Below are 19,807 nucleotides of genomic sequence, written 5' to 3'. Positions count from 1 at the left end.
CGGCGCCGACGCTGTCTGCCAGCGTCATCAAGGCGCCGCCGTGCATTCCGTTGCCCGCGGTGGTGCGGTGGCTATCCCAATCCAGATGCCCGACAACCTGTTCGGGGGCCGCGCTGTCCAGTTCGATTCCGGTATGTACTGCAAACGGCATTGTTGCTACAAGCTGTTCGAGATCCATACCTACCGATGCTAACCAGATGCCGAAGCCAATGTGAGGTTTACAGCGGAAGTGCAGACTCCGCCAGTCCGGCCGGCGCATTGCGTCGTCGGAACCACTCGATGCCGAATGCTGCTGTGAGCATTTCCGTTGGCATTTCGAGGAACGGCCCGAAATCGCCGATCTGAGTGGCATGCGCGTACATGGCGGCCCGCTTGGAGCCGATCACCGAACTGACGTCGACAGCGGTCGTGAGCTGTTCGGCCGGTAGCCCGAAGGATTCGATGTCCGGCGGCTGCGCCTCGTCCGTCCACTCCGGGTTGGCCTGCATCAGCATCTTCATGTGATCGCGGTTGGTAGACGCTTCGTAGACGTACGGGGTGCCCGCGAGTTCCGCGGCCCGGATGCCGACATAGTGGACCTGAATGTGGTCCGGGTGACCGTAACCACCGTTGGAGTCGTAAATCGTCAGGATGTCGGCATTTTCTTCACGGAGCACCTCGGCCAGACGCTCGGCCGCCTCGTCGACGTCGGCGTTGCAGAAGGCGTCGGGGTTTTCGTTCTCGGGCGTTCCGACCATCCCCGAATCCGGGTAATGCAGCGATACAACTCGGCTGGCGCCCAAGACGTCGGTGGAAGCCTCGAGTTCGCGGCTACGACGCTGAGCCAGCGTTTCGTGATCATCGAGCAGGCCGTCGGGATATTCACCCAAGGCGCCGTCGGTGGCAGTGACAACTACGACGCGATGGCCTGCGTCGGCAGCCATTCTCATAACGCCACCGGTAATGAATACTTCGTCATCGGGATGGGCGTGGAACAACACCAGGACACTCATTCGCGCAATCGTAAGGCAAGTTACCGACAGTTCAACCTGAGCGCACACGAAAATCGATTTGTTGAGACGGCCTCGGCTCTGTGAACCTTGATCGGTGTACGAGAAGCAGTCATGACCGAATCCGCTGACAAAAGCCTGATGGGCGCCTATCGAGAGATCTTTGCCGCTCCCGGATCAGTGGCCTTCTCGGCCGCCGGATTCATCGCGCGACTGCCGATTGCGATGATCGGTATCGGGATCGTGACGATGATCTCGCAATTACGTGGCGACTACGCCCTTGCCGGCGCGTTGGCTGCGGTGTTCGCGCTCTCGTGCGCCGTGATCGCGCCCGCTGTCTCCCGTGCCGTCGACCGATTCGGTCAGCGGGCAGTACTGCCGTTAGCCGCTGCGGTCAGTGCCCTGTCGATCGGCACGCTGTTGCTCGCGGTCAGGTTCGAAGCACCGGTCTGGTTGCTGTTCGCTCTTGTCGTCCCGGCCGGCGCGACTCCGACCATCGGTGCCATGGTCCGAGCCAGATGGGTTGCGATCTACGCCGGAAAGCCTCAGATGCGCACGGCCTTCGCCTTCGAATCCGTGGTCGACGAACTCTGCTTCGTCGTCGGCCCCGTCGTCTCGGTCGGATTGAGTATCGGCCTCTTTCCCGAAGCCGGCCCCTTGGTGGGACTGATCCTGCTGGTTGTCGGCACGCTCCTGCTGGTGGCGCAACGATCGACGGAACCCAAGATTCATCCGCGTCGACCGGGCCGTGGCCGTTCGGTACTCGCGAACCCGGCAATGTGGATTCTCATCACCGTGATGGTGATGCTGGGGACCATCTTCGGCGTCATCGACGTGGGGGCCATCGCATTCACCAAGGAACAGAACTCACCGGGTTCCGCGACAGTCCTCCTCGCACTGTTTGCCGGTGGATCGGGACTCGTGGGCCTGATATTCGGCTCCATGCACCCGCGGAGATCGCTGCGAGGACAACTGATGATCGCCTCGGCGGCCGTCACGATTCTGAGCGTTCCACTCTTGCTCGTCGGCAATGTTGCGGCCCTGGCCGGTGCCTATGTACTAGCCGGTGCCACCATCGCGCCGACGCTCATCATCGCTACGGCCCTCGTTGAGCAGATCGTTCCACCCGAGAAACTCACCGAAGGTATGACGCTTACCGTCACCGGACTCGGTGTGGGCGTGGCGTTCGGATCGGCACTGGCCGGGCAGTTGATCGACCGGTACGACGTGCACTCCGCCTACATGCTTGCCGTCGGTGCCGCTGTCACAGCCTCTATCGTGACGGCATGTCTATTCGCGAAGCCGTCAGCGTCGACGGCACGTCCATCGTCTATCGAGTAACCGGAAATCCTGATGCGACACCACTCGTGTTGCTGCACGGCTGGGCGCAGTCCTCGCAGTGCTGGGGCGAGCAGGTCCTGAGCGATCTGGCGTCGCAGTACCGGCTGATCGCCGTCGATCTCCGTGGACACGGCTACTCCGACGCCCCGGAAGCCGGTTACGACGAGTCCGCGAACTGGGCCGGCGACGTTGCCGCAATCTTGGCGGCGGAGGGCATCACCGAGAATGCGGTACTTCTCGGTTGGTCGTACGGCGGACTGGTGATCTGCGACTACCTGGCCGCACATGGCACCGGCGCGGTTGCCGGAGCCGTTCTGGTCGGCGCGATCACCAGCATCGGACGCGGTGAAAAGGGCGGCAAGGTCGGATCGGCGATGCGCAGCGCAGTTCCCGGCGCGATGTCCGAAGATCCCCGCGAGGCGATCCGCGCACTCGGCGCTTTCGGCAATGCCCTCACGGGACCTCCCGAAGGCAAGGGAGCTCAATCGCAGGCTCTCTTCGGCTACAGCCTCTCGACCCGTCCGCGCGTGCGCGCCGCACTGTTCAACCGTGCCGTCGGTCACGACGAACTGCTCCGCTCCCTCGACATCCCGGTACTCGTTCTGCACGGCACGGAGGACTCCGTCGTCGACGTGAGCGCAGGTAAGCACGCCGAGGAACTCATTCCGAAGGCCCAGGCGTCGTACTGGGAAGGGTGTAATCACGGGCCGTTCGTCGAAGACCCCAGCCGATTCGTGTCGGAAGTGAGCGACTTCATCACCGGCCTCGGTTAGAACTAGAACCCGGTGAGGGGGCACTATGGAACCGTGAATCCCACGCACACTTCGCGCCCTCGCCGGGTGGCCGTTCTCTCGGTCCACACCTCGCCCTTGGCGCAACCAGGCACCGGTGATGCAGGTGGGATGAACGTCTACGTCCTGCAAACCGCGATTCAGCTCGCAAAACGTGGCGTCGAGGTGGAGATTTTCACTCGCGCGACGTCGTCCGCAGACGCACCCGTCGTCGACGCTGCACCAGGGGTTCGGGTGCGCAACATCGCCGCCGGGCCGTTCGAAGGCCTCGACAAATCGGATCTGCCGACGCAACTCTGCGCATTCGTCGCCGGAGTTCTGCGTGAGGAAGCGCGTCATGAACCCGGCTACTACAGCCTGATCCATTCGCATTACTGGTTGTCCGGTCAGGTCGGCTGGCTGGCGCGCGACCGCTGGGGTGTGCCACTCGTCCATACCGCGCACACACTCGCTGCCGTCAAGAACCTGTCGATGGCCGAGGGTGATACTCCCGAACCGGCGGCTCGTCAGATCGGTGAGCAACAGGTGGTTGCCGAGTCCGATCGACTGGTCGCGAACACCACCGACGAAGCTAAAGCGCTCCACGAGTTCTACGGGGCGGACCCGACGCGTATCGACGTCGTCGCCCCGGGGGCGGACCTCACTCGCTATCGGCCGGGTAACCGCGATCAGGCTCGTGCGTCGTTGGGATTGAACCCGAACGAAGTGATCGTGACATTTGTCGGGCGCATCCAACCGCTCAAGGCCCCCGACGTACTGCTGCGTGCCGCGGCCGAGGTCATTGCTCGTCAGCCTGGACTGCCGCTGCGCATCCTGGTGGTGGGTGGACCTTCCGGAACCGGGCTGGCTCGGCCGGACGTATTGATCGAACTGGCACGCAGTCTCGGCATCACCGCGCAGGTGACCTTCATGCCGCCGCAGGCGCCCGAGCGGCTGGTCGACGTATACCGGGCATCGGATCTTGTTGCAGTGCCGAGCTATTCGGAGTCCTTCGGACTGGTGGCCATCGAGGCGCAAGCGTGTGGAACGCCGGTGATCGCCGCCGACGTCGGAGGTTTGGGCGTTGCCGTGCGCAACGGTGAAACAGGGTTGCTGGTGCAGGGGCACAAGACCGAGGACTGGGCCGGTGCCCTCGAATCCTTGGTCACCGAGCCAGCTCGATTGGCTGCCCTTGCGCAGCAAGCACCCCGTCACGCCGAGGATTTCTCGTGGGAACACACTGCCGACGGACTGCTCGAGAGCTATCGCAAAGCCGGCATCAACTACAACAACGGAACCGGTCCCAGTGACTTCTCGCCCCGCCGCGTGCGGGGTCTGTGGCGCTTGCGACGGACCGGGGGAGTGCGTACATGAGCAGCATTTCGGACACGATCGAGCAGGCACTCACCGAGCGCGAACTCGAATTCACCAAGCGCGACGACGCCCATTTCATCGTCGAACTACCTGGTGAGCACAAGCTCAAGACGTCGACGCTGCTGACCGTCGGCAACCACGGTGTCCGCGTCGAGGCGTTTGTCTGCCGCAAGGTCGACGAGAACTTCGAGGGCGTCTACAAGTTCCTGCTCAAGCGGAACCGTCGCCTGTACGGGGTGGCGTACACCCTCGACAAGGTCGGGGACATCTATCTCGTCGGCAAGATCTCCGAGCATGCTGTGACCGGCGACGAACTGGACCGGGTTCTGGGCCAGGTACTCGAGGCCGCCGACGGCGATTTCAACGTCATTCTCGAACTCGGCTTCTTCTCGTCCATCAAGCGTGAGTGGGCGTGGCGCGTTTCGCGCGGCGAGTCGCTGGCGAACCTGCAACCGTTCAAGCATCTCATCGAAGAATCGCCTTCGGCGCCGACGGCCGAATAGATCACCCGAGCCTGAGCGCACACAAGTTGTACGCGAATGCGTTTTCCCGCGAATCGCGCGGACTTGTGTGCAGAAATACCCACGTGCGTACCGCAGAGCCAAGGTGGTCGGCGCTCTCGGATGCGCTCGTGCCAGGATTGACGGCATGACTATCGGAACCCTGGTCCTGCTCCGCCACGGCGAGAGCGAATGGAATGCACTCAATCTGTTCACCGGCTGGGTGGATGTCCACCTGACCGACAAGGGCATGGCCGAAGGTAAGCGCGCCGGCGAACTGCTCGCCGAGCACGACCTCCTTCCCGACATTCTCTACACCTCGCTGCTGCGCCGTGCGATCAGCACCGCCAACATCGCGCTCGACGCCGCCGATCGCCACTGGATCCCCGTCGTACGCGACTGGCGCCTCAACGAGCGCCACTACGGCGCTCTGCAGGGCAAGGACAAGGCGCAGACCAAAGAGGAATACGGCAACGAGCAGTTCATGCTGTGGCGTCGTAGCTACGACACCCCGCCGCCCGCCATCGAAGCCGGCAGCGAATACAGCCAGGACGCAGATCCGCGGTACGCGGATATCGGTGAGGTCCCGCTGACCGAATGCCTGCTCGACGTCGTCAAGCGACTCATCCCGTACTGGGAAGACACGATCTCGAAGGACCTGCTCGCCGGCAAGAACGTGCTCGTCACCGCGCACGGCAACTCGCTGCGTGCTTTGGTCAAGCATCTCGACGGAATTTCCGACGAGGACATTGCGGGCCTCAACATTCCGACGGGTATTCCGCTGCGATACGACCTGGACGAGAACCTGAAGCCGCTCAACCGCGGTGGCACGTACCTCGATCCCGCTGCTGCTGCCGCCGGCGCTGCCGCAGTCGCGAATCAGGGCGCGAAGTAGTCCTGACATGGTGACCTCCGAAACCCCTCGAACAGTGAGTTCGGGGGGTTTCGGCCAACAGAAGATGAACAGCACGCCAACGCAGTCCACCGGGTGGATTACGTGGGTGGAAATGCCCGAACCCGCCGTAACCAACTCGTCGCTCGAACGTACGATTGCGCCGTGAGTGTCGCAACGGGAGTGCTGCTGGTCGTGATCGGCGGCTTGGTCGGGTACCTCGTCTGGGGTGTGCTGATTCCGCGGTTGAACTCACGCCACAAACAGCGAGTTGCCGAGCAGACCGGGTTGACCATGTCGCAGGTCCTGGACTTGATCGTGTTGGCTTCGGAGAGCGGCATCGCCGTTGTTGACGGTTTCCACGACGTGGTGCTGTTCAACCCCCGAGCCGAAGAACTCGGCCTCGTCAAGAATCGACTGGTCGAGGAGCGGGCCTGGCAAGCCGCGCAGAAGGTGCTCGAGACCGGTCAACCCGTCGAGTTGGATCTGACAGCAAAAACAGTTCAACGTGGCCGCGAAAGGATCGCGGTACGCGGCACAGCGCGTTTGCTCAGTAAGGACGACCGCAATTTCGTGGTCCTTTTCGCCGACGACGATTCCGAGCAGGTCCGGATGGAAGCGACCCGACGCGATTTTGTCGCCAATGTCAGTCACGAACTCAAGACTCCGGTCGGCGCCATGAGCCTGCTGGCCGAGGCGTTGCTGGAATCGGCAGACGATCCGGAATCGGTGCGGCACTTCGGCGAACGAGTGCACAGTGAATCAATTCGGCTGGGCAAGATGGTCACCGAACTGATCGCGCTCTCGCGTCTACAGGGAGCAGAAAAGCTTCCCGATCTCGATGTCGTCGATGTGGATACCGTTGTGTCCGAAGCGCTGTCGCGATCGAGACTCTCCGCGGAGGCGGCCGGAATTACCGTCACCACCGACCATCCCAGTGGACTCGAAGTACTCGGCGATCAGACACTGCTCGTGACAGCACTGTCCAACCTCATCGAGAATGCGATTGCATACTCGCCCAAGGGTTCTCCCGTCTCGGTGAGTAGGTCGGTGCGCGGCGACAACGTCGCCGTCGCCGTCACCGACCGCGGGGAAGGAATCGCGAAAGCCGACCAGGAACGTGTATTCGAGCGATTCTTCCGCGTCGACAAAGCGCGTTCACGCCAGACCGGCGGTACCGGTCTCGGGCTCGCGATCGTCAAACACGTTGCAGCCAACCACAACGGCTCCATCGATTTATGGAGCAAACCAGGAACCGGATCTACCTTCACGATGCAGATCCCAGCGCATGTGGAAGAAGACGACATCGACTCTGACGATTCGGGAACCACCGGTTCCACGCGGATCGGCAGACGAGACCCAGGCAGTAAAGATCAAGGCATGGAGGCCAAACGATGACGAGTGTGCTGATCGTGGAAGACGAGGAGTCGTTGGCGGATCCGCTGGCGTTCCTGCTCCGCAAGGAAGGCTTCGAGACGACCATCGTCACCGACGGACCTTCGGCGCTGGCGGAATTCGACCGCAGTGGCGCGGATATCGTCCTGCTGGACCTCATGCTGCCCGGCATGAGCGGCACCGACGTGTGCAAGGCACTGCGCACCCGTTCGGGTGTCCCGGTCATCATGGTGACCGCACGCGACAGTGAGATCGACAAAGTTGTGGGCCTGGAACTCGGCGCGGACGACTATGTGACCAAACCGTATTCGGCTCGTGAACTGATCGCCCGTATCCGTGCCGTGCTGCGACGTGGTGCCGAGAACGAGGCGGATCTGGCGTCGGACAACGGTGTGCTCGAAGCCGGACCGGTCCGGATGGACGTCGAGCGTCACGTGGTCCAGGTGAGTGGAAATCCGGTCACGTTGCCGCTCAAGGAATTCGATCTGCTCGAATACCTGCTCCGCAATTCCGGTCGGGTGCTCACCCGCGGTCAGTTGATCGACCGAGTCTGGGGAGCGGACTACGTCGGCGACACGAAAACCCTTGACGTACACGTGAAGCGGTTGCGATCGAAGATCGAAGCCGACCCGGCCAAGCCGGAACACCTCGTCACCGTTCGCGGCTTGGGATACAAGCTCGAAGGCTGACCCGCATCACAAAATTCGGCCGCCCATGCAACTGCGTGGGCGGCCGAATTATTTTCTGAGCTTGTAGATCAGCGCTGAGCGTTGTTCTGAGCGATTGTCGTCGCCGGATGGACTGCGATAAGCCCCAACCCCGCACGACGCCTACAGAGGCGCGCCAGCTCGTCGTAAACGGCCTTGCCGAGCATCTCCGTCAACTCGGGACCGTACGACTGCCACACCTGCTTCTGGCCGACATGGGCGTCGGGCGAGCCCGAGCAGTACCAGGAGAGCTCGTCGCCGCCCTCGCCCCAACCTCGACGGTCGTATTCCGTGATGGTGGTTTTGAGGATTTGGACTCCGTCCGCGCGGTCCACCCAGTCCTGGGTACGACGGATCGGGAGTTGCCAGCACACGTCCGGCTTCACTTCGAGGGGCTCGATGCCCTTCTTGAGAGCCATCGAGTGCAACGCGCAACCGGGACCGCCCGCAAAATCCGGTCGGTTCAGGAAAATGCACGCACCTTTGTAGCGGCGAGTTCGGAGCGCCGGCTCGTCCTCGAGATCGTCTTCCTCGACGTATCCCTTCTTGCCGAGACCCTTCTCCATGAACTGCCAGTCGTCAGCTGTGAGCATTTTCACTGACGCATCGAGCTTGTCCTGATCGTCCTGATCGGAGAGGAAAGCGCCATGCGAGCAGCATCCGTCGTCCGGGCGGTCGCTGAGAATGCCCTGGCACGCCGGAGTGCCGAACACGCAGGTCCAATGCGAGAGAAGCCAGGTCATATCGGCGGAAATGAGGTGCTCGGAGTTGTCGGGGTCGACAAATTCGACCCACTCGCGAGGGAAGTCGAGGTCGACCTCGGGGCTAGGAGTCATCTTGTGGGACCGGTCTGGGTTACCTGCTGTCACAAGGGCAGACCGTAGACCCAGTACCGTGGCGATGTGCGACTAGGGGTACTCGACGTCGGAAGCAATACCGTCCATCTATTGGTTGTGGACGCCCATCGCGGCGGCCACCCCACACCCATGAGCTCCACCAAGTCCACCTTGCGGCTGGCGGAGAACACCGACGACCGCGGAGACATCACGGTTTCCGGAGCTGATCGCCTCGTCTCGACGGTGGCGGAATTCGCCGGAATCGCCAAGACGTCAGGGTGCGAGGAGATGATGGCGTTTGCCACCTCCGCTGTGCGTGACGCCAACAACTCCGAAGCCGTCCTCGCCCGGGTCCGTGAAGAAACCGGCGTCCGGCTCGAGGTTCTCTCCGGCGTCGACGAAGCCCGATTGACCTTCCTCGCGGTTCGCCGTTGGTACGGCTGGAGCGCCGGACGCATCCTCAATCTGGACATCGGTGGAGGTTCTCTCGAACTCACAGCCGGCGGCGACGAAGATCCGGATGTCGCGTTCTCACTCCAACTCGGTGCCGGACGGTTGACCCGTGATTGGCTCCACGCCGACCCGCCCGGCAAGCGTCGCGTCGCCGTACTGCGAGACTGGCTGGACGCAGAACTCCTCGGACCAGCAAAGGAGCTCCGCGCAGCGGGGGATTGGGACCGGACCGTCGGCACCTCGAAGACCTTCCGCTCACTCGCGCGACTCACCGGAGCAGCGCCGTCGGCAGCCGGTCCGCGCGCCAAACGGACCCTGACGGCCAGCGGACTCAGGCAACTCATAGCCTTCATATCCAGGATGACGGCGTCGGACCGTGCAGAATTGGAAGGAGTGAGTGCGGATCGGTCACAGCAGATTGTGGCCGGCGCGCTCATCGCGGAAGCAACCATGCGGGCGCTCGGAGTGGACGAACTGGAAATTTGTCCGTGGGCACTGCGCGAAGGTCTGATTCTGCGAAAGCTCGACACAGAAATGGGCGGTGAATTGGTGGTGAGTGCTTGATGACCGAGGACAGTCAGCAGATTTCCGTAGCGGAACTGCTCAAGCGGAACGGTCAGAGCGTCGAATCCCGAGGTGGGCGTCGACGCCGCGGTGTTGCCGGCGGTATCTCCGTAGCGGAATTGACCGGTGAGATTCCGATCGTTCGGCCTGCCGGTTCCCGTTCGGCCGCTGAGCCCGACGTAGTCACGGAATCGAAAGCTGTCACGGAACCGGAAGCCGCCGTCGAGACGAAGCCTGTCGAGACGAAGCCTGATGTGGCCAAGGTTGTCGAGACGAAGCCTGTCGAGGCGAAGCCTGATGTGGCCAAGGTTGTCGAGACGAAGCCTGTCGAGACGAAGCCGGTCGAGACGAAGCCCGTCGAGACGAAGCCCGTCGAGCAGTCCGTCGACGAGACCAAGATCGATCTCCACACGCCGGTCTCCAAGAGCGTGCCGGGTCAGTGGGTGAGCCGGACGCCGGCGAAGCAACCAGCAGGGCCTCCTAAATCGATACCGGCCGGCCCGGCCCGAGTGACGCAGGAGCCCGCATTGCTGTCGGGCCAGACGTTGGCCGGTGACCTCATGCGTCAAGAGCGTGAGGTCGCTCAGAACGCGCAGAGGCCGGCTATGCGCGCGCCCATTCTGCCTCCCCGCGTCGCTCCGACTGTTCCGACTGCTCCGACTGTGGATGTCAGCACTGAGTTGATGGACAAGGTGACCGACAAGGTCGACGCGGATCCCGCCGAGACTGCCGTCGTAGACGTGACGGGTGCACTGGGTTCTCCGACGGAGAATCCAGTGGTGGACGCGGCGGCTGCTCCGGTGCACGTAGCAACCGAGGACGCTGAAACAGCAGAATCCGATAATCGCAGTTCCATCCGTGAATGGGCGATGCTGGCCGGGCAGGTTGTTGTTGCTCTCATCATCGGCGGCGCGATGTTCAAGGGCTTCGAGAAGCTGTGGGACGTGCTTCCGTGGGTCGCGTTGGTTCTTGCGCTGATCGTGATCGTCGGCCTGGTTGCGGTTGTTCGAGTTCTGCGGAAAACCGATGACATCACCAGCTTCGTGATCGCGGTGGTTGTCGGCATGATCGTGACGTTGGGTCCGCTGGCGTTCTTGTTGACTTCAGGTTGATTTGCCGATGATTGCTGTGGGCTTGTCGACGGCTTCGGTGTATCCCGAGAACACCGAAGCGGCGTTTCGCTATGCGGCTGAACTGGGTTACGACGGTATCGAGTTGATGGTGTGGGCGGAGTCCGTCAGCCAGGACATCGGCGCAGTTGCAGCATTGGTACGCAAGTACCAGATTCCGGTGCAGGCGATTCACGCACCGTGCCTGCTTATTTCGCAGCGGGTATGGGGCGCCGATCCGATCGAGAAGCTCGAGCGTTCGGTACGCACTGCGGAAACGTTGGGCGCTGCCACAGTGGTCGTGCATCCGCCGTTCCGTTGGCAGCGGAAGTACGCCGACGGTTTTCCGGATCAGGTGGCAGAACTCGAATCACGAAGCAGTATCGTCGTGGCAGTCGAGAATATGTTTCCGATGCGCGCCGACAGCTTCTTCGGCGGCAAGGACAAATCAGCAGAGCGGCTTCGTAAGCGCGGCGGTCCGGGTGCCGCATTGTCGGCTTTCAGCCCGTCGTACGATCCCACCGATTCCGATCACGCGCATTACACACTTGACCTGTCCCACACCGCAACTGCGGGAATGGACGCCTTCGAACTTGCGGCGCGAATGGGTTCCGGACTCCAGCATCTGCACCTGGCGGATGGTCGGGGAGCGTCGATGGACGAGCACTTGATTCCGGGGCACGGTTCACAGCCGTGCGCCGAACTGTGCCAACATCTTGTCTCCACCGGGTTTACCGGCCAGGCGGTCATCGAAATCAATACACAAAATGCTCGGACCCGACGCGAGAGGTCGTCGATGCTGGCGCAGGCGCTCGCGTTTGCACGCGAGCACCTTGCCGTGTAGTCATCGGCTGAACTCTCTTCGAGTTCACACGATTGTCGCGCGCGGTGCCCCGTCAACTGATGACGATCGAATAGTTTCCCCACAACCGTGCTGTTGTGGGGAAACCGCCGACTCAGCGGTGTCCGGCGGCTAACGCAGCCTCGAACTTCGCTCGAACTTCCTCGATACGAGTATCGAGATCCTCGAGTTTCCAGTCTTCGGTGAAGATGGGATCGAGAACCGAGACGTAGACCGGACCCGGATGTGCGACAAGAGAATTGCGCCACATACGCTCGCCCGCATTGTGAATCACGACCGGCACGATGGGAACACCCGCCTGCATCGCCATATGGAAGGCGCCCTTCTTGAAGGCTCCGAGTTTCGGTGTGGGGGAGCGGGTTCCCTCCGGTGCAATGACTATGGAGACACCGCTCTTGAGCTTGTCGACGACGGGTTGTAGTGCGGCTTTTGCCTTGTCCGTGTTGCTTCGATCGATGTACGCCACGTCCAGCAAGGCCCCGATCGGTATGAACCGTGGGTCGTTGGCTGCTTCCTTCTTGGCTACTCCGGTCACGTCGCGTTTGATGACGGTGCCCAGAACCAGCATGTCCAACGAGCTTTGATGGTTGAACATGAAGACTGCGGGACGCTGATCCCACACGTTGTGCTCACCGTCGATTTCGACGTCGATGCCGAGTAGTGACAGTGAGATGTCCGGACCATAGGTTCCGACGAGGTTGGCTCCCAGTTGCCGGTTGCCCATGACCAATCCGGCCGACGCTCCCACCACGGCGGTAGCGGCGAGGGCTCCCATCGCGGTGACGGTGCGAATGGTGGAGATGGGAGTAGCGCCGCGTTGCGGTTTGGGCAACGTGACCGAGGGCCAACCATTGAGCCTGGCAGTCTTGGCCAGTGTGCGATCCGGATTGAGTGCAACCGGCCGGCCGACGGCTTCGAGCATCGGAACATCTTCGGCGCCATTGGAATAGGCAAAAGCATCGCTCATGGCCGCGCCACGTTTTTCGGCATACTCGGTGAGTGCGTTTGCCTTGGCCGGACCCCAGAGTGCCGGCGTCGTCAGTTCGCCGGTGAGCATGCCGTCCACCACTTCGGGTTGGGTGCACAGGACGTCTTCGATATCGAGATCTTCGGCGACGTTGCGTGCCTGGAACGGAGTGGCGGACGTTGCCATCACGATGGTGTGACCGGCCTTGCGATGCGCTGCGAGTAGTCCGCGCGCATCGGGGTAGATCATCGCCGCAATTTCCTGCTTGAAGAGCCGATTTCCCCAGTCGTTCAACTCTTCTTCGGTACGGCCCGCCAGTGCACGGACGCCGATGTCCATCAGGGCGCCGACGTCGGCACCCCGGAACTGGGTGTCGATGGCGGCACCGGTGGTGCGCAGTAGTTCTCCGACGCTGATATCCAAGCGGCGCAGTCGATCCCGATATACAACGCTGGCGGAGTACCCGCTGATGAGGGTGCCGTCCAGGTCGAATGCCGCGATGGTGTCAGGTCCGGGAGGTGCCGCGGCAATCGCGGCGTGCAGACGTTCGAGTCCGGTCACAGTCCTGCTCCCTCGTCAAGGGTGGTGTTCTCGGCTGCATCGGGTTTTTCGAATGCCTCGAGTCGGGCGTGGGCGATGCGTCGAATGTGGCGCAATCGCTCGACCTGTACCCGAATTTCCTCGGCAAACGCTGCCCGGCGCGCCATCACCTCGTTGTCGTCGGCTTCGACGAGATTGCGATTGCGGGCTAAATTCATTGCAGTGGCGAACAATTCACCGGATACTGATTCACTACTGGCGATCTGCTGGCGCAACCGTCGTTCGTGGGCGACGTCGATGCAGGTTCGGGTGAAAGCCTTTTCGTCGAAAGACTTCGAGACCGGTGCCAGGACCAACTGATCGGCGACTACCTGGTATGCCTCGAGGAATGGTTGGAGCACCCGCGGCGCGAGGTACGGCCGAATCTCCTTCACGATCTGCGAGGCACCTTCCGGGTCTGCGGCGATCGAAGCCCAATTGGGGTCGATCAAGTGCAGTTCGGTGCGCATCTCTTCTTCGAAGGTATCCCGGTCGCTGAAGAAGAACTCGAACTTCATCAAGTCGCGAATGCGTTTGGCCTCGTTCCAGCCGTCGATGATGGGGTCGGTGGACTTCTTCTCCGACATCGCTTGCAGGACCAGTTCTGCGATTGCCCGGACAACAAGGAAGTGAATGGTGTTGTTGCGGTAAAACGCTGCGACCAGACCTTGATCTTTGCCCAGGTAGAAGACCTTCTCGCCGCCTTTGTCGAAGTGCATCAGCACGCCGGAGTCGACATGCGTCTGCAGTGCCTTCTCGATGACGTGCGGATCGTCGAGTTCGACGTCGCCGGCGAGCGGAAGGTTGCGCGCCGTGATGTACCGGAAGAGCGGTTCGAGGATGGCGGTGAGTTCGGAGACGGTGAGTGCGCGATCCTCGATGCCGAGGAACGCGAGCATCGCGAGGGAGGAAACCGTCACCGGAGTCACCTCGTTGATGCGGTGGCACACCTCGATTGCGGCTTTCTGAATTGCCAGGCGCTGGTCCGGTTCCTGACTGAGTGCATCAGCGAGGGAGAGTGGGCGCCCGATCGTCACGTGTGCGACGCCGTTTCGTTTGCCCTGCGCCCGTACATAGCCGATCATCCAGCCCAATCCTTCGGGCTTCTTCTCGGCCCCGAGCGCTTCGGCGGCCATGGCTCCGACTTCGTAGAGTTGGTCGTAGCTCAGTGCGACGGGTACGAGATAGACGTCGGAAGCACCACTGACCTGAAATGCCTTGGCCAGGTAGGTCATCAGTCCGTAGCGCGGTGGACGCAGCTTTCCGGTGCGCCCGCGGCCACCTTCGATGTACCACTCGAGGTTGAAGCGTTTGGTGAGTAGGTAACGCATGTACTCGTGCATCGACCACTTGTAGACCTCGTCGTCGCCGATGGTACGACGGATGAAGACCGTGCCGCTGCGTTTGAGGATGGAACCCATCGGCCAGAAGCTGATGTTGAGCCCACCCAGAACATGGTTGAGCGGAAGTCCGTTCTTGATGAGTGCGGGGCGTAGCACCAGCGGATCGAGGTAGGAGCGGTGGCTGGGGAGGAACACGAGCGAATGTTCCTTGTTGAGCTCCCGCAGTTCTTCGAATCTGCTGGTGTCGACATCGATGGTGTACGCACGAGAGAAATAGCGTCCCAAGCGATCCCATACCGCGATGGCCTCGCGGGATTGGGTAGCGACCATTTCGTGGAGTGATTCGCGGGCTCTCCGATCGACCTCCGAGACGGCGATGCCGAGGCGGTCGGCCAAAGCCATGGTCTCGGTGGTGAAGCGGCGGGTATCGGTGATTTCGTCGACGACGAATCGCGACACCTTGTACTGGTTACCGATCAACCCGAGTTCGGTTCGCTCGAGAGTCAACGCAGCCTGACGACGAATGAACTCGGGCAGCGAACCACTGCCGCTCTCGTCGAGGCGTCGTGCCAGGTCGCTGAGCGGTGCCGGTTCGCCTTCGATGACCTGACACCGCGAAGGATCGGTGCGCAGCGTGCGACGTTGAGCACTGCGTCCGGGATGTAGCGGGTCCCGGGGTGCCAGTGCATTCCGAACGCGACGGACGACGTTCTGTTCGGTCCGTGTGTCCGGCAACCACACGACTCGGAGCGGCGTGAGCATCGGATCGTCGGTTCGACGGGCGAGATCGGCGAGGGTGCGGTCCGTGATGGCGACGGTTGTCGCCGGCTTCGTGGTTCCCTGTGCCTTGTCAGCGAGCCATTTTCGGAGGACACCGGCTTCGGCTTCGGTCATGGTCTCCGTCAGGTACACCTGCGGGCGGGTTGCGCTGGTAGCCATGGCTCACGCACCTTCCGTAAGAGTTCCGAGCGCCACTATCTCGTCGAGGCTTTCCTGCACGCATTCCATGAACAGTGCAGGTTTCGTGACGGCGGCGGTGTCGAGGTTGATTCCGATGCAGCACACTCCGACGTGCGAGACGAGCGTTGCCATGACGGCGCAGCCCGGGGCGGGCCCGAACGGGAACATCCGCTCGATCTTCGCTCCGGCCAGATATACCGGAACAGGAACGCCGGCGACGTTGCTCGCCTGCAGGTCGAGTCCGGTGGACTGGGACAGGTACCAGCTGGCGAGGAGTTGATTCGGGAGGCGTGCCAGGATCGGCGCCGCAACGTCGAGGGCATCGAGGGCAGGTTCTTCACGAAGGTTCAGGACGATTTCGTGGACTTGCCGGATCCGCTTGGCCGGGTCAGTTTCGGAGATCGGCCCGCTGAAGCGCACAGCGGCAAACCTGTTGCCGCCGGCCGGATCCGAACCGCTGCGCATACTTACCGGCATACCCATCGGGATGCTGTTCACCGACTGCCCGCATGCGTCGTGGTACCGACGGAATCCGCCGAGTAGCGCAGCGACGTAGGCGTCGTTGAGGGAACCGCCGGCTGCCTTGGCGCCCGCTTTGAGCTCGGGCACACCAACTTCCAGTGTTCCGAACCAGCGGCCGAGTCCGCGTTCGCGGAGCAGCGGAGAACCGGACCGGGCCGGCGGTGTGACAATTCTGCGGAGCGAATTGGCGTAACCCAGGACCTCGGTGGCGGTATCGATCGGTTGAGTGATCGCGATGGCTGCGATGCTCGCGGCGCCGCGAACGAGCTTGGCCACCCGGGACGGGGCGCGTCGGATATCGCCCGCCACCTCTTCGCCGAAAGCGCCCAACGAGGACAAACGCTCCGCGGGCGGCGGAGTGCGATCCGGCTTGTCGGGGGAGTGGTCGGGGCGTCGACTGTGCAGGAGCGTCATCATCTGGATGCCGCCCATGCCGTCGGTGATGGAGTGGTGGGTCTTGACGACGAAGACCGCGCGACCGTCGTCGAGACCTTCGATGAGTAGCGCGTTCCACGGCGGACGAGCCTTGTCGAAAGGCTCGGTGGCCAGGTGCCGGCACATCCGCAGAGCGTGATCGAAATCTGCGGGAGCGGGCAGGCGCACGCGTCGCAGGTGGTACCCGATGTCGAACTCGGGATCTACGGACCAGACCGGATTGCCGAGCTGCAGGGCAGGTTCGACAGCGCGCATGCGGATGCGCGGGACGATGTGCGAAGCCCACTCGAGTGCTTCGGTCAGGCGGTCCCAGTCGGGAGCGTGGTCGAGAACTTCAACTGCGACGATCGGCGAACGCAACTGCGGCTGCGCTTCTTCCATCCGCCACATCCCGGTCTCGAAATCGGACATCGTCCGGTTCGCGCCCCACGCGACCGCGGATAGGTCGACGTCGACCGCACTAGGAAGAACAAATGGATTGTTGTCGGCCATACTTCAAGAACTCCCTCGGTCTTCGGGTCCACCCCGTCGTTCTGTGTCTAAGTGTGGACCCGCGACCCTGGGTGCGTCCCGGTTTCGGTGTCAGCGACGCGCTGTGACATTCACCTAAACGGTCAAATGGGATGGTTGCCCGTTACATCGAGGTGCTAATTGGAAACTGCGACAGCCTTCAATGCGATTTCGCGATATAGAAGGCTCACTTCTGTGGGCGTCTGGGGACCGTCGGGTCGGAACCAGAGAACCACTGACTGGCACATGCCTAAGAGGGCTCGGACGGTGCCGGCGATGTCGGTCGCAACGAACTCGCCTCGGATTACACCCGCGGCCAACACGTCGGCGAGGAGGTTCTCGAGATGTTTTCTCTTGGCAGCGTAGACTTTTCGTTCTTCGTCCTCGAGGTAACGCAGTTCGGAATCCAAGAATGCGATGTCTGCGCGACTGGTCATGTGGAGGACGCACGCTTCGACGAGGTTGCCGAACTGATCGGTCGGGGAGGGTCCTGCGGCGTCGACCGCTGCGCGGGCGCGGGTGGTGACTTCTTCGATTCCGGTCATCATCAGTGCCACGAGGATGCCCTGTTTGTTTCCGTGGTGGTAGTACAACGTGGGAACGGTGACACCGGCACGTTTGGCAATATCGCGGACGGAGGCGCCGTGGTATCCGAACTCGTGGAAGACCTCGAGGGCTGCGCTGAGCAGGGGTGTCAACGTCAGCGGCTCGACAGTGCGCCAGGTGTCCGACGGTGTATTCATTTCTGTTGCCATGGTGCCTGTGAGCTCCGCTCGACTTCTCTTCATAGTGTTCGCTAGAACGTCTGAGCGTAGTGCAACCCGGGGTCTGGATCCGGCACAGGACAGCTGTTGGATAGTATCGATATCTAATTTGTGACGGGAGCGCGATGAAGATTTCCGAACTGTCGGCACGATCCGGCGTCGCACTGCCCACCGTGAAGTACTACCTGCGTGAGGGCCTGTTGATGCCCGGCGAGCCCACCAGTGCAACAGGTGCTCGATACGGCAGCGAGCACATCCGTCGGCTCGGACTGATCAGGGCACTCTCCGGGGCCGGACTGACCATTCCGCGGATTCGGGCGGTATTGCGACTGATCGAGGCGACCGAGTACTCGGAGTTCGAGACGTTCGGCCGGGCGATTGCGCAACTGCCTCCGTATGTCGACGTTGCCCCGGACGCCGAATTCCCCAGATCGAAGAAGGTTCTGGAGTTCCTGGGTCAGGTGTACGAGCCGAGGTACGTCGCAGTCGCGCACCTGGAACAAGCGCTGATCGGACTCGAGGATGCGGGTTTAACTCTGTCGGCAACTCGTTTGCGGGCGTACGGCGAACACATCCGGGCGATCGCCGAGGTGGAAATCGAGTTGATGCCGACCGCGTCGACCGAAGAAGCGATTAGATATGCCGTTCTCGGCACCGCGATGTACGAGCCCGTCCTCACCGCCCTGCGGCGGCTGGCTCACCAAGACCTTGCAGCAGCTAAACACTCGGACAACGCTGAATCCGGCCAAACACTGAATGAGGAAAATTGATGAGCACCAGCCCTTTTCGTGACCTGAACCGTCTGACATTACTCGGCGACGGCCGGTTCGTCGCCACCATCGATCCCATCTGGACTATCGGTCCGAAGGTTCACGGTGGGTCGATGATGGCTGTCTGTGCAGCCGCAGCCCGGCAAGCCTTGCGAGACGCTGCGGGGGAGAGCGAGGGCGTGCTCGCGATGCAACCCCTCGCAGTCAGTGCGAACTATCTCGCAGCTCCCGATCCCGGCGATGTCGACCTGGTAGTGACAATCCAGAAGCAGGGGCGCCAGGTTGCGTTGGTGGACGTCGAATTGAGTCAAGCGGGTCGGGTAGCTGTCCGCGCCGCCGTCACACTCGGATTTCCCGACGGCAACGATCCGACCTTCGTGACAGCGTCGTCGATCGACGACATGCCTGAGGAACCGTCGGAGCACGCTGTTGCCGTCGTCGGCGATCACCCGATGGCGCAGATCGTGCACGTCGGTCAGGGCTGTGACATGCGCATCGATACGACATCTGCGCACTTCCTCACCGGCAGTCAAGGTGAGCCTGAGGTGCGGATGTGGGTGCGGCCGCGGCCCGAGGACGAAGCAGACGTCGACACCGCTGTGTTGTTCGCGATCATGACCGGGGACATCAGCGCCCCGGTGACGATGAATCGCGGACTGTTCGGGTGGGCACCGACCGTGCAGTTGACCACCTACCTGCGACGACTTCCCGCTCCAGGTTGGCTGCGTGTGCGCGCGAGTTCGGATGTTCTGGGAAGCACGTGGTTCGAGGAGGACCACGACGTCCTCGATTCCACCGGCGCAGTCGTCGTACAGAGCCGGCAACTCGCCATGATGCCCCGGTAGGGACGTCCATTTCAGGCGTGGCAGGCTTGTCGACCATGACAAGAATTGCGATTATCGGTGGTGGCAAGATCGGCGAGGCGCTGATCTCCGGGCTGTTGCAGGCCGGCCACGCGATCAGGGATCTGGTTGTCGCTGAGCAGTATCAGCCGCGTGCAGAAGAATTGATCGCCGAGTACTCCATCCGGGTCAGCACCATCGCGGATGCCGCGGAAGGCGCCGACGTCATCGTCGTCGCGGTCAAGCCGAACGACGTCGAGTCGGCACTGACCGAACTTGCCAAGGTTGATCTCGACGGTGACCTCGAGCAGCTGATCGTCTCA

20 protein-coding genes are annotated in these 19,807 nt (G+C 62.2%); 13 read left to right on the top strand and 7 right to left on the bottom strand.

The genetic code is table 11. The features are described from left to right. Both QM600_RS29710 and QM600_RS24975 read right to left on the bottom strand, forming a co-directional pair. Positions 1-178: PaaI family thioesterase (locus QM600_RS29710; RefSeq protein ID WP_502943097.1), on the bottom strand; the 178-nt coding region annotated here is incomplete at its 3' end. A 40-nt stretch (positions 179-218) separates the two neighbouring features. Next, the gene (locus tag QM600_RS24975; protein WP_283264364.1) at positions 219-992 is read right to left on the bottom strand and encodes a PIG-L family deacetylase; all 774 of its coding nucleotides are present in this window, start codon (positions 990-992) and stop codon (positions 219-221) included. 111 nt (positions 993-1,103) lie between these two features. On the opposite strand from QM600_RS24975, the gene QM600_RS24970 reads away from it, so the two are divergent. The 7 genes from QM600_RS24970 (at position 1,104) to QM600_RS24940 (ending at position 7,950) form a co-directional block, all read left to right on the top strand. Continuing rightward, positions 1,104-2,330 carry an MFS transporter gene (locus QM600_RS24970; RefSeq protein ID WP_283264363.1) on the top strand — a complete coding sequence of 409 codons (1,227 nt, stop codon included), beginning with the start codon at positions 1,104-1,106 and terminating at the stop codon, positions 2,328-2,330. Further along, a complete protein-coding gene (locus tag QM600_RS24965) occupies positions 2,276-3,103 on the top strand; it encodes an alpha/beta fold hydrolase (RefSeq protein WP_283264362.1) in 828 nt (275 codons plus the stop codon). The genes QM600_RS24970 and QM600_RS24965 overlap by 55 nt, the downstream gene beginning before the upstream one ends. Positions 3,104-3,115: 12 nt before the next feature. Continuing rightward, complete coding sequence (gene mshA / locus QM600_RS24960; protein ID WP_283264361.1) at positions 3,116-4,474, top strand: D-inositol-3-phosphate glycosyltransferase; 1,359 nt, start codon at positions 3,116-3,118, stop codon at positions 4,472-4,474. Then, complete coding sequence (locus QM600_RS24955) at positions 4,471-4,977, top strand: type III secretion system chaperone family protein (protein WP_283264360.1); 507 nt, start codon at positions 4,471-4,473, stop codon at positions 4,975-4,977. Before mshA ends, QM600_RS24955 begins: the two co-directional genes overlap by 4 nt. A 136-nt stretch (positions 4,978-5,113) precedes the next feature. Then, complete coding sequence (locus QM600_RS24950; RefSeq protein ID WP_283264365.1) at positions 5,114-5,869, top strand: phosphoglyceromutase; 756 nt, start codon at positions 5,114-5,116, stop codon at positions 5,867-5,869. A gap of 162 nt (positions 5,870-6,031) precedes the next feature. After that, on the top strand, positions 6,032-7,264 hold the full coding sequence (locus QM600_RS24945) for a sensor histidine kinase (RefSeq protein ID WP_283264358.1): 1,233 nt from the start codon (positions 6,032-6,034) through the stop codon (positions 7,262-7,264). After that, positions 7,261-7,950, top strand: coding sequence for a winged helix-turn-helix domain-containing protein (locus tag QM600_RS24940; protein WP_283264356.1), 690 nt, complete (start codon positions 7,261-7,263; stop codon positions 7,948-7,950). The genes QM600_RS24945 and QM600_RS24940 overlap by 4 nt, the downstream gene beginning before the upstream one ends. 68 nt (positions 7,951-8,018) lie before the next feature. Here the strand turns inward: QM600_RS24940 and QM600_RS24935 are convergent, their stop codons facing one another. After that, on the bottom strand, positions 8,019-8,804 hold the full coding sequence (locus QM600_RS24935; protein ID WP_283264355.1) for a DUF3109 family protein: 786 nt from the start codon (positions 8,802-8,804) through the stop codon (positions 8,019-8,021). A gap of 66 nt (positions 8,805-8,870) precedes the next feature. Here QM600_RS24935 and QM600_RS24930 point away from each other — a divergent pair, with 66 nt between their 5' ends. The 3 genes from QM600_RS24930 to QM600_RS24920 are packed head-to-tail and all read left to right on the top strand — an operon-like array spanning position 8,871 to position 11,774. Beyond that, positions 8,871-9,821 carry a Ppx/GppA family phosphatase gene (locus QM600_RS24930; protein ID WP_283264354.1) on the top strand — a complete coding sequence of 317 codons (951 nt, stop codon included), beginning with the start codon at positions 8,871-8,873 and terminating at the stop codon, positions 9,819-9,821. Further along, complete coding sequence (locus tag QM600_RS24925) at positions 9,821-10,933, top strand: Rv0497 family membrane protein (RefSeq protein WP_283264353.1); 1,113 nt, start codon at positions 9,821-9,823, stop codon at positions 10,931-10,933. The genes QM600_RS24930 and QM600_RS24925 overlap by 1 nt, the downstream gene beginning before the upstream one ends. 7 nt (positions 10,934-10,940) lie before the next feature. Beyond that, positions 10,941-11,774 (top strand): sugar phosphate isomerase/epimerase family protein, encoded by an 834-nt coding sequence (locus tag QM600_RS24920; RefSeq protein WP_283264351.1) that lies wholly within the window; start codon positions 10,941-10,943, stop codon positions 11,772-11,774. Between the two features lie 112 nt (positions 11,775-11,886). On the opposite strand, the gene QM600_RS24915 is transcribed toward QM600_RS24920, so the two are convergent. The 4 genes from QM600_RS24915 to QM600_RS24900 form a co-directional block, all read right to left on the bottom strand. After that, positions 11,887-13,320: an HAD-IB family hydrolase gene (locus tag QM600_RS24915; protein ID WP_283264349.1), complete on the bottom strand. Its 1,434-nt coding sequence runs from the start codon at positions 13,318-13,320 to the stop codon at positions 11,887-11,889. Further along, positions 13,317-15,620, bottom strand: coding sequence for a glycerol-3-phosphate 1-O-acyltransferase (locus QM600_RS24910; RefSeq protein WP_283264347.1), 2,304 nt, complete (start codon positions 15,618-15,620; stop codon positions 13,317-13,319). Before QM600_RS24910 ends, QM600_RS24915 begins: the two co-directional genes overlap by 4 nt. Before the next feature lie 3 nt (positions 15,621-15,623). After that, positions 15,624-17,090, bottom strand: a complete 1,467-nt coding sequence (locus QM600_RS24905; protein ID WP_283264345.1) for a wax ester/triacylglycerol synthase domain-containing protein — start codon at positions 17,088-17,090, stop codon at positions 15,624-15,626. A gap of 155 nt (positions 17,091-17,245) precedes the next feature. Further along, positions 17,246-17,863, bottom strand: a complete 618-nt coding sequence (locus QM600_RS24900; protein ID WP_283264343.1) for a TetR/AcrR family transcriptional regulator — start codon at positions 17,861-17,863, stop codon at positions 17,246-17,248. A gap of 134 nt (positions 17,864-17,997) precedes the next feature. On the opposite strand from QM600_RS24900, the gene QM600_RS24895 reads away from it, so the two are divergent. The 3 genes from QM600_RS24895 to QM600_RS24885 form a co-directional block, all read left to right on the top strand. Beyond that, positions 17,998-18,642: a MerR family transcriptional regulator gene (locus QM600_RS24895; protein ID WP_283264341.1), complete on the top strand. Its 645-nt coding sequence runs from the start codon at positions 17,998-18,000 to the stop codon at positions 18,640-18,642. Beyond that, the gene (locus tag QM600_RS24890) at positions 18,642-19,487 is read left to right on the top strand and encodes a thioesterase family protein (protein ID WP_283264339.1); all 846 of its coding nucleotides are present in this window, start codon (positions 18,642-18,644) and stop codon (positions 19,485-19,487) included. Before QM600_RS24895 ends, QM600_RS24890 begins: the two co-directional genes overlap by 1 nt. A gap of 35 nt (positions 19,488-19,522) precedes the next feature. Further along, on the top strand, positions 19,523-19,807 hold a 285-nt coding region (locus tag QM600_RS24885; RefSeq protein ID WP_283264337.1), incomplete at its 3' end, for a pyrroline-5-carboxylate reductase family protein.

It is taken from the genome of Rhodococcus sp. IEGM 1379 (assembly GCF_030056815.1).
Taxonomy (GTDB): domain Bacteria; phylum Actinomycetota; class Actinomycetes; order Mycobacteriales; family Mycobacteriaceae; genus Rhodococcus_F.
This window is presented reverse-complemented; position numbering and strand designations above follow the sequence as displayed.

Coding starts and splice junctions, on each gene's coding strand:
- QM600_RS24955 (WP_283264360.1), top strand. CDS start 4,471: ATGAGCAGCATTTCGGACACGATCGAGCAGGCACTCACCGAGCGCGAA.
- QM600_RS24890 (WP_283264339.1), top strand. CDS start 18,642: ATGAGCACCAGCCCTTTTCGTGACCTGAACCGTCTGACATTACTCGGC.
- QM600_RS24895 (WP_283264341.1), top strand. CDS start 17,998: ATGAAGATTTCCGAACTGTCGGCACGATCCGGCGTCGCACTGCCCACC.
- QM600_RS24970 (WP_283264363.1), top strand. CDS start 1,104: ATGACCGAATCCGCTGACAAAAGCCTGATGGGCGCCTATCGAGAGATC.
- QM600_RS24900 (WP_283264343.1), bottom strand. CDS start 17,863: ATGGCAACAGAAATGAATACACCGTCGGACACCTGGCGCACTGTCGAG.
- QM600_RS24925 (WP_283264353.1), top strand. CDS start 9,821: ATGACCGAGGACAGTCAGCAGATTTCCGTAGCGGAACTGCTCAAGCGG.
- QM600_RS24935 (WP_283264355.1), bottom strand. CDS start 8,804: ATGACTCCTAGCCCCGAGGTCGACCTCGACTTCCCTCGCGAGTGGGTC.
- QM600_RS24920 (WP_283264351.1), top strand. CDS start 10,941: ATGATTGCTGTGGGCTTGTCGACGGCTTCGGTGTATCCCGAGAACACC.
- QM600_RS24940 (WP_283264356.1), top strand. CDS start 7,261: ATGACGAGTGTGCTGATCGTGGAAGACGAGGAGTCGTTGGCGGATCCG.
- QM600_RS24965 (WP_283264362.1), top strand. CDS start 2,276: ATGTCTATTCGCGAAGCCGTCAGCGTCGACGGCACGTCCATCGTCTAT.
- QM600_RS24905 (WP_283264345.1), bottom strand. CDS start 17,090: ATGGCCGACAACAATCCATTTGTTCTTCCTAGTGCGGTCGACGTCGAC.
- QM600_RS24910 (WP_283264347.1), bottom strand. CDS start 15,620: ATGGCTACCAGCGCAACCCGCCCGCAGGTGTACCTGACGGAGACCATG.
- QM600_RS24975 (WP_283264364.1), bottom strand. CDS start 992: ATGAGTGTCCTGGTGTTGTTCCACGCCCATCCCGATGACGAAGTATTC.